The sequence below is a fragment of the Veillonella dispar genome (assembly GCF_937975875.1).
In the GTDB taxonomy this organism is placed as follows: Bacteria; Bacillota; Negativicutes; order Veillonellales; family Veillonellaceae; genus Veillonella; species Veillonella dispar_B.
Genome location: NZ_CALJSP010000085.1, coordinates 1 through 16,378, shown reverse-complemented (window position 1 = coordinate 16,378; position 16,378 = coordinate 1). Strand labels below are relative to the sequence as shown.

General features: G+C 39.7%; 14 protein-coding genes and 1 other annotated feature. Of the genes, 13 read left to right on the top strand and 1 reads right to left on the bottom strand.

What is annotated here, in order from left to right; translation table 11 throughout:
• The first annotated feature begins 338 nt into the window (after positions 1–338).
• The 13 genes from Q7P05_RS04030 to Q7P05_RS03970 all read left to right on the top strand — a co-directional run bounded on the left by Q7P05_RS04030 (position 339) and on the right by Q7P05_RS03970 (position 14,938).
• The gene (locus tag Q7P05_RS04030) at positions 339–1,349 is read left to right on the top strand and encodes a glycosyltransferase family 2 protein (RefSeq protein WP_295781636.1); all 1,011 of its coding nucleotides are present in this window, start codon (positions 339–341) and stop codon (positions 1,347–1,349) included.
• An 83-nt stretch (positions 1,350–1,432) separates the two neighbouring features.
• On the top strand, positions 1,433–2,242 hold the full coding sequence (locus tag Q7P05_RS04025; RefSeq protein WP_295805345.1) for an NlpC/P60 family protein: 810 nt from the start codon (positions 1,433–1,435) through the stop codon (positions 2,240–2,242).
• 215 nt (positions 2,243–2,457) lie between these two features.
• Complete coding sequence (alaS, locus tag Q7P05_RS04020; RefSeq protein ID WP_303930626.1) at positions 2,458–5,073, top strand: alanine--tRNA ligase; 2,616 nt, start codon at positions 2,458–2,460, stop codon at positions 5,071–5,073.
• A 154-nt stretch (positions 5,074–5,227) separates the two neighbouring features.
• Positions 5,228–5,488 (top strand): IreB family regulatory phosphoprotein, encoded by a 261-nt coding sequence (locus tag Q7P05_RS04015; RefSeq protein WP_009351224.1) that lies wholly within the window; start codon positions 5,228–5,230, stop codon positions 5,486–5,488.
• Positions 5,488–5,907 carry a Holliday junction resolvase RuvX gene (gene ruvX, locus Q7P05_RS04010; protein WP_213466870.1) on the top strand — a complete coding sequence of 140 codons (420 nt, stop codon included), beginning with the start codon at positions 5,488–5,490 and terminating at the stop codon, positions 5,905–5,907. Before Q7P05_RS04015 ends, ruvX begins: the two co-directional genes overlap by 1 nt.
• 25 nt (positions 5,908–5,932) lie before the next feature.
• Entirely contained in the window at positions 5,933–6,229 is a 297-nt protein-coding gene (locus Q7P05_RS04005) for a DUF1292 domain-containing protein (RefSeq protein ID WP_227721461.1), read from the top strand.
• 259 nt (positions 6,230–6,488) lie between these two features.
• Positions 6,489–7,895, top strand: coding sequence for an endolytic transglycosylase MltG (gene mltG / locus Q7P05_RS04000; protein WP_303930623.1), 1,407 nt, complete (start codon positions 6,489–6,491; stop codon positions 7,893–7,895).
• A gap of 23 nt (positions 7,896–7,918) precedes the next feature.
• Positions 7,919–8,527, top strand: a complete 609-nt coding sequence (locus Q7P05_RS03995; protein ID WP_024066665.1) for an O-methyltransferase — start codon at positions 7,919–7,921, stop codon at positions 8,525–8,527.
• Positions 8,527–9,768 carry a U32 family peptidase gene (locus tag Q7P05_RS03990; RefSeq protein ID WP_295825761.1) on the top strand — a complete coding sequence of 414 codons (1,242 nt, stop codon included), beginning with the start codon at positions 8,527–8,529 and terminating at the stop codon, positions 9,766–9,768. Before Q7P05_RS03995 ends, Q7P05_RS03990 begins: the two co-directional genes overlap by 1 nt.
• A gap of 2 nt (positions 9,769–9,770) precedes the next feature.
• On the top strand, positions 9,771–10,046 hold the full coding sequence (locus tag Q7P05_RS03985; protein WP_295825763.1) for a DUF4911 domain-containing protein: 276 nt from the start codon (positions 9,771–9,773) through the stop codon (positions 10,044–10,046).
• A 10-nt stretch (positions 10,047–10,056) separates the two neighbouring features.
• Positions 10,057–11,046, top strand: coding sequence for a hypothetical protein (locus tag Q7P05_RS03980; RefSeq protein ID WP_303930621.1), 990 nt, complete (start codon positions 10,057–10,059; stop codon positions 11,044–11,046).
• Positions 11,047–11,294: 248 nt separating this feature from the next.
• Positions 11,295–11,527, top strand: a binding site (T-box leader).
• 73 nt (positions 11,528–11,600) lie between these two features.
• A complete protein-coding gene (gene thrS, locus Q7P05_RS03975) occupies positions 11,601–13,511 on the top strand; it encodes a threonine--tRNA ligase (protein ID WP_295820345.1) in 1,911 nt (636 codons plus the stop codon).
• Positions 13,512–13,732: 221 nt separating this feature from the next.
• Positions 13,733–14,938, top strand: a complete 1,206-nt coding sequence (locus Q7P05_RS03970) for an MFS transporter (RefSeq protein WP_303930619.1) — start codon at positions 13,733–13,735, stop codon at positions 14,936–14,938.
• Between the two features lie 131 nt (positions 14,939–15,069).
• Here the strand turns inward: Q7P05_RS03970 and Q7P05_RS03965 are convergent.
• The coding region (locus Q7P05_RS03965) for a DASS family sodium-coupled anion symporter (RefSeq protein WP_303930617.1) at positions 15,070–16,378 on the bottom strand (1,309 nt) is incomplete at its 5' end.

Here is a 16,378-nt window from a genome sequence, read left to right as displayed (position 1 = left end):
AATGAAATTAGTTGAATTTCTTGTATTTGATGTATAAAATATATTTGATTTTTTGATTAATTCTTGATTTATATAGTTAATAAAAGCATTTATTATCTTTTTACTGATATAAATTTATTTTATAATACTATTTGTTAAGTAGCTTCATATATAAAATGATATTTTACTTATTTGATATACTTATATATAAGGTAAATGAAGAGGAAAAGCGGTAGAGTACGAAGAAATCGCTTATTTACTGAATTTGTAGATATAAATTCGCCTATTGTTAACCTTGACGATTTGCCTTAATTTACTAATTAACTTAAAATATGTGAGTAAAATACTTTGGAGGATTTATGTTACTTTCTATTGTAGTGCCTGTATATAACGAAGAAGAGAACATAGCGAATTTTTATAAAGCTGTAACTGATGTTATGTCAGGGCTCACGTACGATTATGAACTAATCTTTGTAGACGACGGTTCTAGTGATTCGTCATCTATGATATTGCGTGAAATTGCTTACAATGATAAACATGTCAAAGTGTTATTGCTTGCTCGTAATTTTGGGCATCAGACTGCGCTTACTTGTGGTCTTGATTATGCTCATGGAGATGCAGTTATTACAATGGACGGTGACATGCAGCATCCACCAGCTTTGATTCCTGAACTTGTTCGGTTGTGGGAATCGGGGTATGATGTGGTGCGCACCATACGCGATTCAACTGAAGATGCTAGTTGGGCTAAATCTTTCACGTCTAAGTATTATTACAAACTAATGAACAAAATGGCCGATGTTCCTATTGTTGAAGGGGGATCTGATTTCCGCCTCATGAATAGTAAAGCATTGGGCACGTTGAAACGGTTCAGAGAACATGGTCGTTTCTTGCGCGGTATTGTCGGTGCCTTAGGGTATAGACAAGCTGAGTTGCACTTTGTAGCGCCACCTCGTTTTGCAGGGGTCTCAAAGTTTAGTGTGCGTAAAATGATACGATTTGCTCTCGATGGGGTAACCGCCTTTTCAAGAGTTCCTTTACGGGCTGCTTTGTACGTCGGTGTACTATGTGGTGGGTTGAGCTTCTTGCTTATATTGCACCTCTTGTATGTATATCTTACGGGTCAAGCCTTGAATGGATGGACTACCTTGGGCGTATCAATTTTGTTCATTGGTGGGATTCAACTCGTCGGACTGGGAATTATTGGCGAGTATGTAGGTCGTATTTTTGAAGAGGTGAAGCAACGGCCTTTGTATTGGGTTAAGTCAGCTATAAACTTTGATGAGCATGAAGAGGCTCCATTACTTGGACCTAGTAGTGCAGATGTGTTTATGGCACCTGAGACTTATACTAACAAAAGCAAAGAAGACTAGCTGTATTTGTGAATGCAAATAAATAGACGGTTAGTATATTTTGAATAAATAACTTACTTTAAAAGTTTTTGGAAAGGAAGCATATGAAGTCAAAATATAGTAAGGTTAAAATAACGGCATTAACATTAACTTTTGTGTGTGCCACAACAGCCATGGTAGGTGCAACAACATTACAATATGGTGATAAGGGCAAAAGTGTTACAGCGGTTCAACAACAACTAATTAAACACGGTTATAATGCTACAGATAAAAATGGTGTATATGGTAAAGAAACGAAATGGGCAGTTCGTCTGTTTCAACAAGATCGTGGCTTACCAGTGGACGGTATCGTAGGTCCTGCTACGTATAATGCATTGATGAGCGCTCCTCGTTCTACGAAGGCAGTATTGACTCAAAATGCGGCGACTAAAGCAGTGGCGACGAAATCCGCTTTCACAAACAGCAATGCGACGTCTCGTCGTATCGCAGGTCAATCCATTACTGGCAAAAACATTAAATTAAATAATATTACGAAAAGCGAAACACCAAATAGCATCCACGCTATCTTGGCAGAAGCGGACAAATATCGCGGTGTACCATATGTATTTGGTGGTACTACTCCAAGTGGTTTTGACTGCTCTGGTTATGTTAAATATGTATTTGCAAAACAAGGTATCTCTTTACCACGTTTGGCAGATGAACAATATAACGTAGGTGTTGAAGTTTCTCGTGCAAACTTGAAAGCCGGGGATTTGGTATTCTTTGAAACATATGAACCAGGTCCGTCTCACTCCGGTATTTATATTGGTGATGGCAAGTTCATCAGCGCCACTTCCAGTCGTGGTGTAGCAGTAGCAGATCTTGATACTGGCTATTGGGGTGAACGCTATATCGGCGCAAAACGCGTTATCTAAGCTAATATATAACTAGCTTTAAAAGAGGCTATACGAATCAATTATGTTCTGTTGATTTGTATAACCTCTTTTTCGTTTATGTAAATCTTGAATTTTATCCTAACTTTTCTCATTGTAAAAGTATAGGAACTCCGCATGACCTCAATGTTTTTGATAGATTTTATATCGGTTTTACGTTATAATGAAGAGTAAATAATTTTAGGAGGAATATACACATGAAGGGTAATGAACTGCGTCAAGCATACTTGCAGTTTTTTGAAAGCAAAGGACATTTAAAATTAGATAGTTTTTCTCTTATTCCAGAAAACGATCCGTCTCTATTATTGATCGGGGCAGGTATGGCGCCATTGAAGCCTTTCTTTACAGGTAAATTGGTACCTCCTTGTCATCGTATTACAACAAGCCAAAAATGTATGCGTACTGGTGACCTTGAAAACGTAGGCCGCACAGCTCGTCACCATACATTCTTTGAAATGCTTGGTAACTTCTCCTTCGGTGATTACTTCAAAAAAGAAGCGATTCACTGGGCATGGGAGTTCTTAACTGAAGTTATTAAACTCGACAAAAATAGATTATATGTAACTGTATATCCGGATGACCAAGAAGCATATGATACATGGCACAACGACTGTGGCGTAGAAGAAAGTCACATTACACGCCTTGAAGATAACTTCTGGGAAATTGGTGAAGGCCCATGCGGTCCTGATAGTGAAATCTTCTTCGATCAAGGTCCTGAACATGGTTGTGATGATCCTAACTGTGCACCAGGTTGTGACTGCGACCGTTACCTCGAAATCTGGAACTTAGTATTCACACAATTCAATAAAATGCCAGATGGTTCCTACGAACCATTGCAACATAAAAACATCGATACTGGCGCTGGTCTTGAACGATTGGCTTCCGTATTACAAGGTTGTAAAACAAACTTTGAAACTGATTTGATTTACCCAATCATCGAAGCGACTGCAAAACGCGCTGGTGTTACATATAACGAAGATCCAAATACAGATGTTTCTTTGAAGGTTATTGCTGACCACGCTCGTGCTGTTACTGCATTGATCTCTGATGGCGTATTGCCATCCAACGAAGGTCGTGGTTACGTATTACGTCGTATTTTACGTCGTGCTGTACGTCATGGCCGTTTGCTTGGTATTGAAGGTATCTTCTTAACACCACTTATTGATGTAGTCGTAGACATTCTTGGCCCTGGTATTAAATCCATCGCAGAAAAACAAGACTTCGTTAAACGTGTTGTACAAAATGAAGAAGAACGCTTCAACCAAACATTGGAACAAGGTCTTGAGTTATTAAACTCCTTGATTGATACACTGGCAGCTGAAAAAGCTACTGTAGTTCCTGGCACAGAAGTATTTAAACTATATGATACATATGGATTCCCTTGGGAATTAACAGAAGAAATTGCTTCTGAACGCGGCTTTACAATCGACCATGAAGGTTTTGAAGCAGCTATGAAGGAACAACGCGAACGCGCTCGTGAAGCTCGCGTAAAAGAAGATGCGAAGGTAGCAACACCAGACATTACGTTCTTGAAAGACGAAGAACTTGTTGAAGATGAAGCAGAAACTGCATCCTCTGTATTGATGCTTGGTAAGGGTTCTGAACGCTTGCAAACAGCAGCTGATGGCGATGAAATTACTGTTATCGTACGCACTACTCCATTCCATGCTGAAGGGGGCGGTCAATTGGGTGATACAGGCTTTATCGTTGGCCCAATGGGTAAGGTAGAGGTTCATAATACAAAACGTTTACCTGAAGGCACTGTATATCATATTGGTACTGTTGTAGAAGGTTCTATCTCTGAAGGTGATGATGTAACACTTGAAGTGGATACAAATCGTCGCGCAGCAATGGCCCGCAATCATACAGCAACACACTTGTTACATGCAGCATTGAAAAAGGTTCTAGGAGAGCATGTTAACCAAGCTGGTTCTCTAGTAACTCCTGATTACTTGCGCTTTGACTTCACTCATTTCTCCCCTGTAACACAAGAGGAACTTGATCAAATCGAAGCTCTTGTAAATGAAGAGATTTTAAAAGCTACAGACCTAGCTATTGCTGAAATGTCCATGGACGAAGCAAAAGCGAAAGGTGCGATGGCACTCTTTGGCGATAAATATGGAGACGTAGTTCGCGTTGTAGAGGTTCCTGGCTTCTCCGTTGAATTATGTGGTGGTTCTCATGTAGGCAACACAGCTTTCATTAGTTCTTTCCGCTTAACATCTGAAGCAGGTATCGGTTCTGGTGTACGTCGTATTGAAGCGATTACAGGACGTGCAGCTCTTGATGCAGCAAAACATGATCGTTTAACTATCGAACGTATGGCAGGCGAACTTAAAACTAAAGCGCCTCAAGTAGAAGAACGCTTACATCAAGTATTGGCAGAAGCAAAAGAAACAGCTAAAGAATTAGAACAAATTCGTAAAGAGCTTTCTGCTGCTGGTGCAGCTGATATCATTGCTGGCAAGGTTATGATTGGCGATGTAGCATTTGTAGCGGCTTCTGTAAAAGCTTCTTCTATTGATGAATTACGTGATCTAGCTGATATGGGCCTTGATAAATTAAATGGCTCTGGCGTAGTACTTGTAGGCGGTGCTATGGGTGATGACAAAGTTAACTTTGTATGTAAAGTCTCTAAAGATGTAGTGGCTAAAGGTGCTAAAGCCGGTAATATCGTAAAAGCCGCAGCTCAAGTTGCTGGTGGTAATGGCGGTGGCCGTCCAGATATGGCTCAAGCAGGCGGTAAAGAACCAGCTAAATTGATGGATGCATTAAAAGCTGGTGGTGAAGCGTTAACATCTATGTTACAATAGGCATATAATTTTATAATTATACTTGTATCTGTTATAGAAATTTTTTATAATGCATAAAAAGTTACTGACTTTGTAGCTTTAATTCAAGTATAATAGGAGGCGAGGTTTCACTTTTACAGTGGAACCTGCCAATGTAATAAAAAGGAGGGATACGATGAAAGTTTCTGATGAAACTATGTTATTCCGTAAAGTAGACGATGAACCGATGACTGCTGAAGAGGTTCTCACTCGTGTTTATCAATCTATTCAAGAAAAAGGTTACAATCCAATTAATCAAATCTTAGGCTATCTAATTTCTGGGGATCCAGCGTACATTACAAGCTATAATAATGCGCGTTCTGATATCCGCCGTTTAGAACGAGATGACTTGATTGAGGAATTGTTGAAAGAATACGCAAAGGCAAAACAACTATAATGAGAATTATGTCATTAGATGTGGGCAGCCGTACTATCGGCATTGCCTGTAGTGATGCACTGCTCATGACAGCACAAGGTATTGAAACCATTCGTAGAACATCTCTTGAAAAAGACTTTAATCGCTTACAAGAACTCATTGCTGAATATGAAGTACATGAATTAGTAGTAGGTATGCCGAAAAATATGAATGGTACAAAAGGTGAACGGGCTGAAAAGACCGAAGAGTTTGTCGAAAAGATGAAAGAAGTCATCGATTTACCTGTAACATATTGGGATGAGCGGTTATCTACTGTTATGGCTGAACGCCAACTCATTGCAGCTGACGTGAGTCGTAAAAAACGTAAGTCCGTTATTGATAAAATGGCAGCGGTTGTAATTTTGCAAGGATATTTAGATCGCTTGCAGTTTAATAAATAAGTATTTTTCTTAAGGAGGGTTTCCGATGGTTGACCAAAATTTTGAAGGCGAAGTATATTACTTGGAATTCGAAGATGAAAACGGTAACAAACAGTATTTCACAGAGGATATTATCTTGAGCCATGAAGGCCAAGAATATGCTGTTCTTGTACATGTACAAGATGAAGAGGCTGACCATGAAGGTCAAGATGACACATACATGATCTTGGCTCGCATCGAAAAAAATGAAGAAGGCGTAGAAGAATACGTACCTTTAGATGAAGATGACGATAACTTTGAAACTCTAGTAAAATTGTATGAAGAAATGGAAGATGGCGAGTAGTCACTTCCTCGTAAATCTAGCGTGTTGTCTTAGGACAATGCGCTATTTTTATTTGTTATACATAAACGCTTTATAATAGAAGATGAATTATATCTATATATTTTCCCTTCATACTAGTAGCATAAGAGATGGCTATAATTGATATATAACATAATTGGGGACGATAATAAGATAATGTCCTTAAATGTAGGGGAAATATAGACTTTATGGTATAATAAAGTGATAAATACTGTTATGTTACAGAAAGGAACTCAACATCGTGAGAAAAGCCTTAAGATATATTTTAATCCTTATTATTGTAGGCGTATTAATTATCGCAGGTGGCCTTGGTGCAATCTATTTAGTGCCAAATACCTTTGCACAAGATGATGGTACTCAGGTACTTGTCATTGAAAAGGGGCAAACTGGCACTGAAATTGCAGATATGCTCTATGAACGAGGTCTCATTCGTTCTACGCAAGGCTTTAAGCTTTGGTTATATTTGAGCGGTACTAATGATAAACTTCAAACTGGTCATTACCAAATTCCTAATAAGGTAACTGTACGAGAACTCATTTCTTTATTACAAGAAGGTCATGTAGAATCGATTCGTGTTACCATTCCTGAAGGATATACCGTTGGGGATATTGCTATCGTTCTAGAAAAAAATCAAATTATGAAAGCAAAGGACTTCTTAGCGGAAGCTAAAACCTTTGTACCATATCCATATATGAAGGGTACAAGACCAGCTACATATCCTGTGGAAGGTTTCTTATTCCCAAGTACTTATGAAATTCCAGTAGGGGCAACGCCACGAGAGGTCATTCAAATGATGGCTGATGAAATGAATCGTTACCTCACACCAGCTGTGAAGAAACAAATTCAAGCTCAACATATGAGTATTCATGACTTTGTAACCTTGGCGTCTATCGTTGAACGAGAATCTTTATTTGATGCAGATCGTCCAACAATTGCAGGGGTATTTAAAAAACGGTTAGCCCATGGTATTCCATTGCAATCTGATGCGACTATTTCCTACGTATTAGGTTATGCGAAGGAAGATGTAACAATTGGCGATACCCAATTGCAAAGTCCATATAATACATATGTGTCTAAAGGTTTGCCACCAGGACCAATTGCTAACCCTGGTAAAAAGGCGTTAGATGCAGTATTGCATTCTGAAGATACTGATTACTTATACTTTGTAGCTGATAAAGAGGGGCATAACCACTTCTCTAAAACATACGAAGAACATTTAGCGGCGGTTCATAAAATTTATGGTAATGATACAGCTACTTCCTCTAATACAGGAGCAGCCGTACAAGCAGGTCCTAACTATGACGTGGCTGTGGCAACGACAGAGCCTAACTATAACTATAGCTCTGAAGAGGCTGTGGAAGCAGATTCTCAATATGTTGATGTGGAACCTACGTACAAATACACACCAACAACGGTTCCAGCTGCTGAAATTCCAGCACCAACACCAGCTCCGCAAGCACCAGCTCAATCTGCGCCAGCTACACAATCTTCTGGTTCTAACTCTTATGTACCGACTACAACACCAGTTCCAGAATCTATGCAAAATGTTGTACCAAGTACGCAACAAGCACCTCGTATTGAAGTGAAACCAGCTGAATCTGTTGATCGCTCTACGCTTGTAATTCCTGGTGATAATAGTACTAAGTAATGTAGGAGATTTAATCTACTTTCATGACATTAAATGATATTTTAAATGAACAGCGTATTTACGCGATGATTAATGATGTACCGATTCTGCGAGAATCTGAGGTTCATCTATTTGAAGAATTAATAGGTTTGTACCGGCCCACCTCTGTGTTAGAGGTGGGCACCGCCATTGGTTACTCCGCTTTATTGATGGCTCCGCTACTCGATAAAGAAGAGGGGCATATTACATCTATTGAACTAGATGATGTGCGTCACGAAATGGCGAAATATTATATTAACCAATCCGATTATGCTGACAAAATTACATTGCTGAAAGGTGATGCGTCTCAAGTCTTAACGGAACTCACTGGTGAATATGATCTCGTATTTTTAGATGGTCCTAAAGGGCAGTATCTAAAACAGTTAGAGCTCATTTTGCCACATGTGAAAGAAGGAGGCGTTATCCTAGCGGACAATGTACTCTTTAGAGGCTATGTAAGGGGCGATAAGGAGCCGCCAAAACGGTTCAAAACTATCGTAAAACGGTTAAAAGAATACTTAACATATGTTGAAAATAAAGAATTGTTTAACACTACCATTTACCCTATGGGTGATGGCATGAGTGTGAGTGTGTGGAAAGGGCACAACAAATAATGGCAGAACATTTTATGGAATTGCTTTGTCCAGCCGGTAATATGGACAAGCTTAAAATGGCTATTCGCTATGGTGCGGATGCCGTATATTGTGCAGGCAAACGTTTTGGCTTGCGCGCAGGTAACTCTAACTTCTCCGACGAGGAATTGAAGGAAGCCGTAGAGTTCGTACATGCTCATGGTAAAAAAATCCATGTTACATGTAACATCATTCCTCACAATGAGGACTTTGAAGGTTTAGAGGATTATTTGAAATTCCTTGAAAGCATCGGTGTTGATGCGATTATCGTTGCCGACATGGGTATCTTCAGTCTTGCTAAACGCGTTGCTCCAGGCCTTGAACTTCACGTAAGTACACAAGCATCTACTACAAACTGGCACACAGTTCAAATGTGGAAAGAACTTGGTGCTACACGCGTAGTAGCGGCTCGTGAAGTATCCTTGGCTGACCTTAAAGAAATGAAAGATAATGTAGATATCGAAATTGAATCCTTCGTACATGGTTCTATGTGTATTTCTTACTCTGGCCGTTGCCTATTATCTAACTACATGACAGGCAACCGCGATGCGAACCGTGGGCAATGTTCTCAATCTTGTCGTTGGAAATACTCCCTTGTTGAATCTAACCGACCTGGTGAATACTATCCAATCGAAGAAGATGAGCATGGTACATATATCTTTAACTCTAAAGACTTGTGCTTGATTCACCGTATTCCAGACTTATATGAAGCTGGTATCGACAGCCTCAAAATCGAAGGTCGTATGAAATCTGTTCACTACTGTGCAACAGTAGCAAAGGTTTACCGTACAGCTATCGATACATACCTTAAAGAAGGTAAAGATTGGTATGTTCGTCCAGAATGGATTGCAGAATTAGAAAAGATTTCTCACCGTCCATATACAGATGGCTTTGCAGAAGGCCGTCCTGACGAAACTGCTCAAAACTATGGTAAATCTACAAATACGCAAAGCCATGATTTCATCGGTTTAGTTTTGGGTTATAACGAAGAAGAAAAATACGTTGATCTTGAACAACGTAATAACTTCAAGGTAGGCGATAAAGTAGAATTCTGCCAACCTAAGGGTGAGCTTGTTGAGACTGTAATTAAAAAAATGACAGATGAAGATGGTAACCCAATCGATGTAGCTCCACATGCTCAAATGAAAGTGCGTATTTACATGGATACACCACTTGAACCGTACTCCATGATGCGTCGTGAGTGCAAACCTAAAGCGGAGTAATTATGCGTGGTACACCATTAGAACCGAGTAAATCTATCGGTGCATTTCCCGATGTACCAGATCTAGAGACCTCTGGGGAAGAGGCGTATGTGTTCTTTCATCTTGAGCCGAAGCATACAAACTATATCAATCGCATCATTGAAGGCTATGAATATTTAGGTGTTATGACCTCTGTAGATACGAGTGGGCGGTGCATGTTGCGCTGTACACCATCTACAAAACCATTAGCCATTGAAATATTAACTAGCCTATCTGATTATGTCACTATAGAGAAATGAGAGTATATCTATGAAACAATCTATTTTGAAACGTGCATTATTAACAGCTTGCCTTAGTGTCTCTATGGCGGGGGTAGCTATGGCGGGTCCTGTAGGTCCTGTTGTCATTCCTCAAGCAGGGGATGTAGTAGTCATCAATCATGGTCCTGATATGACCTTCACTGGCAATATCAACTTTGATGTGGAAAGCCAAACTAGTAACAACTTACAAATTGGTTCCTCTGTGATCCCTAATGTAGTATATGGTGCTGCTTTCAATAAAACTGGTGCACCAGATACAATTATCCCAGCTCAAACTTATGTGTATGTAGGTACAAAAGATGGAGCGAATGCTTTCACAGAAGCTAGCGACGCCGACAAAAAAGGGGCTAACTGGAATGTAGAAACGTTGAAAAAAACTAAGTCTGGTGATGTACAATTGGCAAGCCGTGGCATTCCTGAAAAGCCATTGGCAAACCAAGTAGCTACTATTAAAGACTCCATTATGCTTAGCGCCGTAGACCTCAGTACAACAGAGGTAGGCCGAAACAGCAAGGGCGTTCTATACATGACTGTTCCTAAGGAATTAAAATTGACTGCTGACACAGGTATTCCTGAAGACGTGCGCGAAACAATGCCAGCTATGTTCCGTGGTAAAATGGGTGATTCCCTCATGGTGAATCTCATGCCTTTAAATGAAGAGGAAAAACAACAATTAGCGGCAAACCCACATAATGCAAATACAATCGTATTCAACCGTGGTATGAGCATGGCAAAAATGATTGGTTCCTCTGCACGTACAAGTAAAGTGTACACATATATGAAGGACCATTATTTGAACCTCGTTATCGTAGCAAAAGATTACGACGATAACGGTGCTCGTGGTAGTGGTGTTATGATGGTTTCTAAACAAGATAACTCTAACGATGTACTCTTAACATTATACAAAGGCCCAGATCTTTCCAATAGCAAATTGGAAAAAGTAATTGGTGCTATGTTATCTACAAACTTCAAACGCTAATAATCTAGCTCATGTACAGTGAGCTGTAGTACAGCTACATTGGTTAGCGTATATATGATAATCTTAATAAACGGCTCGAGTTTCATATGTACCCCTTTTAATGGACAACCCGTAAAGGGGGTACATATCAGTTATATCGGGCCGTTTCTATTTGGTGTGTTTAAAGGTGTTTCTTTAATTTATAGATTTTGTGAAATTTACAGTTACACTGTATTGAATTTTTTAATTCTCTATGATACTATAATCTAGTAAAAGTTATGCAAAGGACATGATTCTCATATCCCTGTGTACCAGAGAGAGGCTGATGCTGGAAATGCCTTACACATATATCAGAGTTACCCCCTTTAAACTGATTTGTCGAACCTAAGTAGGCAAATACGGCCGCCACCGTTATCGGGCTTAATGAAGTGAATTAACTATACACATATATTCGTATAGGTAGTTAACTAGGGTGGAACCGCGAATGATCTTCGTCCCTTGTTTTGTAGGGATAGAGGGTCTTTTTTTATTACAAAAATCCAGTCTATCCTAGATAATAATTGGAGGAAATTAAAATGGCAGATGTAAAAATCATTTTACCTGATGGTAGTGCTAAGGAATACGCTGCTGGCACTACTCTTGGGGAAGCAGTAAAACAATTATCTAACAGCTTGGCTAAAAAAGTACTAGCTGCAAACGTAAATGGCGAATTAACAGACCTTCGCGAAGAACTCGTTGATGGTTCTGAAGTAGCATTCTTAACATTCGAAGAAGATGGTGGTAAACATACTTTGCGCCACACAGCTTCTCATATCTTGGCTCAAGCAGTTAAACGCTTATGGCCTGAAGCTAAATTAGCTATCGGCCCTGCTATCGATAAAGGTTTCTACTATGATATCGATATGGAACATACTTTGACTCCTGAAGATTTGGGTAAAATCGAAAAGGAAATGAGCCGTATTGTAAAAGAAAACTTGCCTATCACTAAATCTGTAATGTCTCGTCAAGAAGCTATCGAGTTCTTCAAATCTAAAAATGAAGACTACAAGGTAGAATTGATCGAAGATCTTCCCGAAGATGCAGTTATCTCTTGCTACGCTCAAGGCGATTTCATCGATCTTTGTGCAGGTCCTCACGTAGCATCCACTGGTAAGGTGAAAGCTTTCAAATTACAAAGCATTGCAGGTGCATACTGGCGCGGCGATGAAAAGAATAAAATGTTGCAACGTATTTACGGTACAGCATTTGAAAAGAAAGAAGAACTTGATGCATACCTTCACTTGCTTGAAGAAGCAGCTAAACGTGACCATCGTAAACTTGGTAAAGAACTTGGCTTGTTCGTTATCAAAGAAGAAGGTCCTGGATTCCCATTCTTCTTACCAAAAGGTATGGCACTACGCAACGAATTGGAAAACTTCTGGCGTGAAGTTCACCATGAATTTGATTACGAAGAAATTCGTACACCAATCATCTTAAATAAACAATTGTGGGAAACATCTGGTCACTGGTTCCATTACCGTGAAAATATGTACACTACAATCATTGATGATGAAGAATATGCAATTAAACCAATGAACTGCCCAGGCGGTATCTTGGTTTACCAAAACGAAATGCATTCTTACCGTGACTTCCCATTGCGTTACGCTGAACTTGGTTTAGTACACCGTCATGAATTGTCCGGTGCTTTACACGGCTTATTCCGTGTACGTGCATTTACACAAGATGATGCTCACGTATTCATGTTGCCAGATCAAATGCAATCTGAATTGATGAAAGTTATCGAATTGTTCGACCGTATTTATAGCCAATTCGGCTTGAAATACCATGTTGAATTGTCTACTAAACCAGACAATGCAATGGGTGATGATGCAATCTGGGAAGCAGCTACAGAAGCATTGCGCAATGCCATTGAAGCAAAAGGTATTCCTTACGTAATCAACCCTGGCGATGGTGCATTCTATGGTCCTAAACTTGACTACCATATCGAAGACTCCTTAGGTCGTACATGGCAATGTGGTACTATCCAATTGGATATGAACTTGCCTGAACGTTTCCAAATTGAATATGTTGGTGAAGATGGTCAAAAACATCGTCCTATCATGATTCACCGTGCATGCTTCGGTTCCATGGAACGTTTCATCGGTATCTTAACTGAACACTATGCAGGTGCATTCCCAACTTGGATGGCTCCTGTACAAGTTAAAATCTTGCCTATCTCTGAAAAACATGTTGAATATGCTAAAGAATTGGCAAAACAAATGCACCGCGACTATGTACGTGTAGAAGTGGATGATCGTAGCGAAAAAATCGGCTACAAAATCCGCCAAGCACAAATGGCAAAAGTTCCTTACATGCTTGTTGTAGGTGATAAAGAAGTTGAAGAAGGTACAGTTAACGTTCGTAAACACGGTGGTGACGAATTAGGTTCCGTACCATTCGATGAATTCTTCAATTCCATTAAAATTGAAATAAAAGAACGTAACTAATTGATTTAGATGACTTATCCATCAATATAGTTGATGCGGATATGATGAGTTGTTATATTTAATTGGTTATAATCTAATCTCTTATATGTGTTAAAATAAACATATATAAATTTAGCCCCCATATACTAAGCCTTTCATTAGACTTAAGTCTAGGAGTTGGCCATTTGTATAGTGGGGGCTATCTCTTTAATTGTTACCTGTGAGTAGCGAAAGGAAATATTATGAAAGAAGTAAATTCATACAGCTGGAAAGCAGTCATTGGGTCCTCTATTGGTTATGCAATGGATGGTTTTGATCTCTTGATTTTAGGCTTTATGCTAACCTTAATTTCTGGAGATTTAGGATTAACTACAGGTCAAGCCGGTTCTCTTGTAACGTGGACCTTGGTAGGTGCCGTACTAGGTGGCTTTATCTTTGGTACCTTGTCCGATAAGTTTGGTCGCGTTCGCGTATTGACTTGGACTATCGTACTTTTTGCCGTATTTACAGGTCTTTGTGCCTTTGCTCAAGGGTATTGGGATCTTCTTATTTACCGTACAATCGCTGGTATTGGATTGGGTGGTGAATTTGGGATTGGCATGGCTTTAGCTGCTGAAGCTTGGCCTGCTAAACACCGTGCAAAAGCAACAAGTTATGTTGCCCTTGGTTGGCAATTAGGCGTATTAGCAGCCGCTTTGTTAACACCGTTACTCATTCCTATTATTGGGTGGCGCGGCATGTTTATGGTCGGTATTATTCCTGCCTTGGTTGCTTGGGTATTCCGAGCTAAACTACATGAACCAGAAATCTTTGTACAAAGTAAAGAATCTAAGGAACATTCACATACTAACTCTTTCAAGTTATTAGTAAAAGATGTAAGAACAACAAAGACATCTATTGGTGTTGCTATTTTAACATCAGTTCAAAACTTTGGTTATTACGGTATTATGATTTGGTTACCTAATTTCTTAAGTAAGCAATTAGGTTTCTCCCTTACAAAATCCGGTTTATGGACAGCTGTTACTGTATGTGGCATGATGGTTGGTATTTGGCTATTTGGACGCTTGGCAGATAAAATCGGTCGTAAACCTACATTTATTCTATTCCAAGTATGTGCTGTAGCATCTATTTTGATTTACTCTCAACTATCTGATCCAACAGCTATGCTATTTGCTGGGGCAATTTTAGGGGCCTCTGTAAATGGTATGATGGGTGGTTATGGTGCCTTGATGGCAGAAGCATACCCAACAACTGCCCGTGCAACAGCTCAAAATGTACTATTTAACATAGGCCGTGCTGTAGGCGGCTTTAGCCCAATGGTAGTAGGCATGATCATCTCTATGTACTCCTACCAAGTAGCAATTGCATTCCTAGCTATTATCTACGTACTTGATATTCTAGCAACTGTATTCTTAATTCCTGAACTTAAAGGTAAAGAATTAGAATAATGTATTGAATTAATTTAGAGTAAATATATTGTGCTCTTTAGGTTATTAATCAATTGAAAATAGTGAATTTAAAAGGCTCTGTCTTCTGACAGAGCCTTTTGGTTTAGATATTATTTTTTTGAAGTACAGTGTTAGGCGATACCAATCCAGTGCCAGTATGTTAGTGCAAATACGAGCATCATTACATAGCCGATGATGGTCAAAGGAATGCCTGTAGTCATAAATGTTTTTACGTCGAATGTGTCTGTACCGTAAGCCACCATACCTTGAGGGGAATTTACTGGTAATACTAGACCGAAGCAGATAGCGTATTGCATGAGCATGGTTACGCCGATTGGGTTAAGACCTTCTGCATTGTGACCTACTACGATGGATATTACGATAGGAATCATAGCAGAGGAGAGGGCTGTAGCAGAGGCAAAGCCTAGGTGAATGACAATGAGGAAGGCAGCCATTACAGCAATTAAAATAAATACGCTGGCGCTTTCAAGGGAGAAAGCATTTACGAATACTTGAGCAAGCCAAGTGGCTGCTTTTGTTTTAAGTAATACAGAGCCAAGGCCGATACCAGCACCAAACATAACGATGGAACCCCAGTCGATGTTTGGCTGTGCAAATTTCCAGTCCATAATACCAATTTTAGGGAAGAAAAATAATGCAATGGCAACAATTGTTGTAGTTGTTGTGTCGATGGAATGGAGCTTGCCACCGGTAGCCCATAATGCGAGTAGACCAATAGAGATACATAATAGTTTCTTTTCGTCAGTACTCATAGGACCGATTTCTTGGCGCATTTTAGCTAGCTGCACATCGCCACCTACAAGTTCTTTGAACTCAGGCTTAATTAATGTTTGTGTTAAAAAGTAGGCGATGATGACCATAATAATAGAGAAGGGAGCCGCTGCAGTAAGCCAATCTATCCAACTGACAGATGTATTCATCTGTGTTTGCATAAAGCCTACGGCTACAAGATTTTGTGCGGCCGCCGTTTGGATCATAATATTCCAGAATGTATCGGCCTGTACGGCGCCTACCATGAGGAGAGCTGCTACACGGCTTTTACGTTCAATACCCAAGTTCTCAACAATACCGATGATAATCGGTGCTAAACATGCAATACGAGCTGTTGCACTGGGTACGAAGAAGGCGAGGATAAGGCCTGTAATAATAACGCCTAAATAAATACGGCTAACCTTAGTACCAACGCTAGATAATACAAGCATAGCAATACGGCGATCTAGACCTGTCTTACGCATAGCTACAGAGATAAACATAGCAGCGCCTACTAGAATCATGGCCGGTGAAGAATAACCAGAAATAATAAGCTTTAATGCATTAGCGGTGCCCATAGCCTTAGCAGGGGCTTCCGGATTTGGTGAGAAACCTAATAGTAAAGCCGTAAGCGCTGTAATCATGGTAGCACTTACTGGATAGGAAACA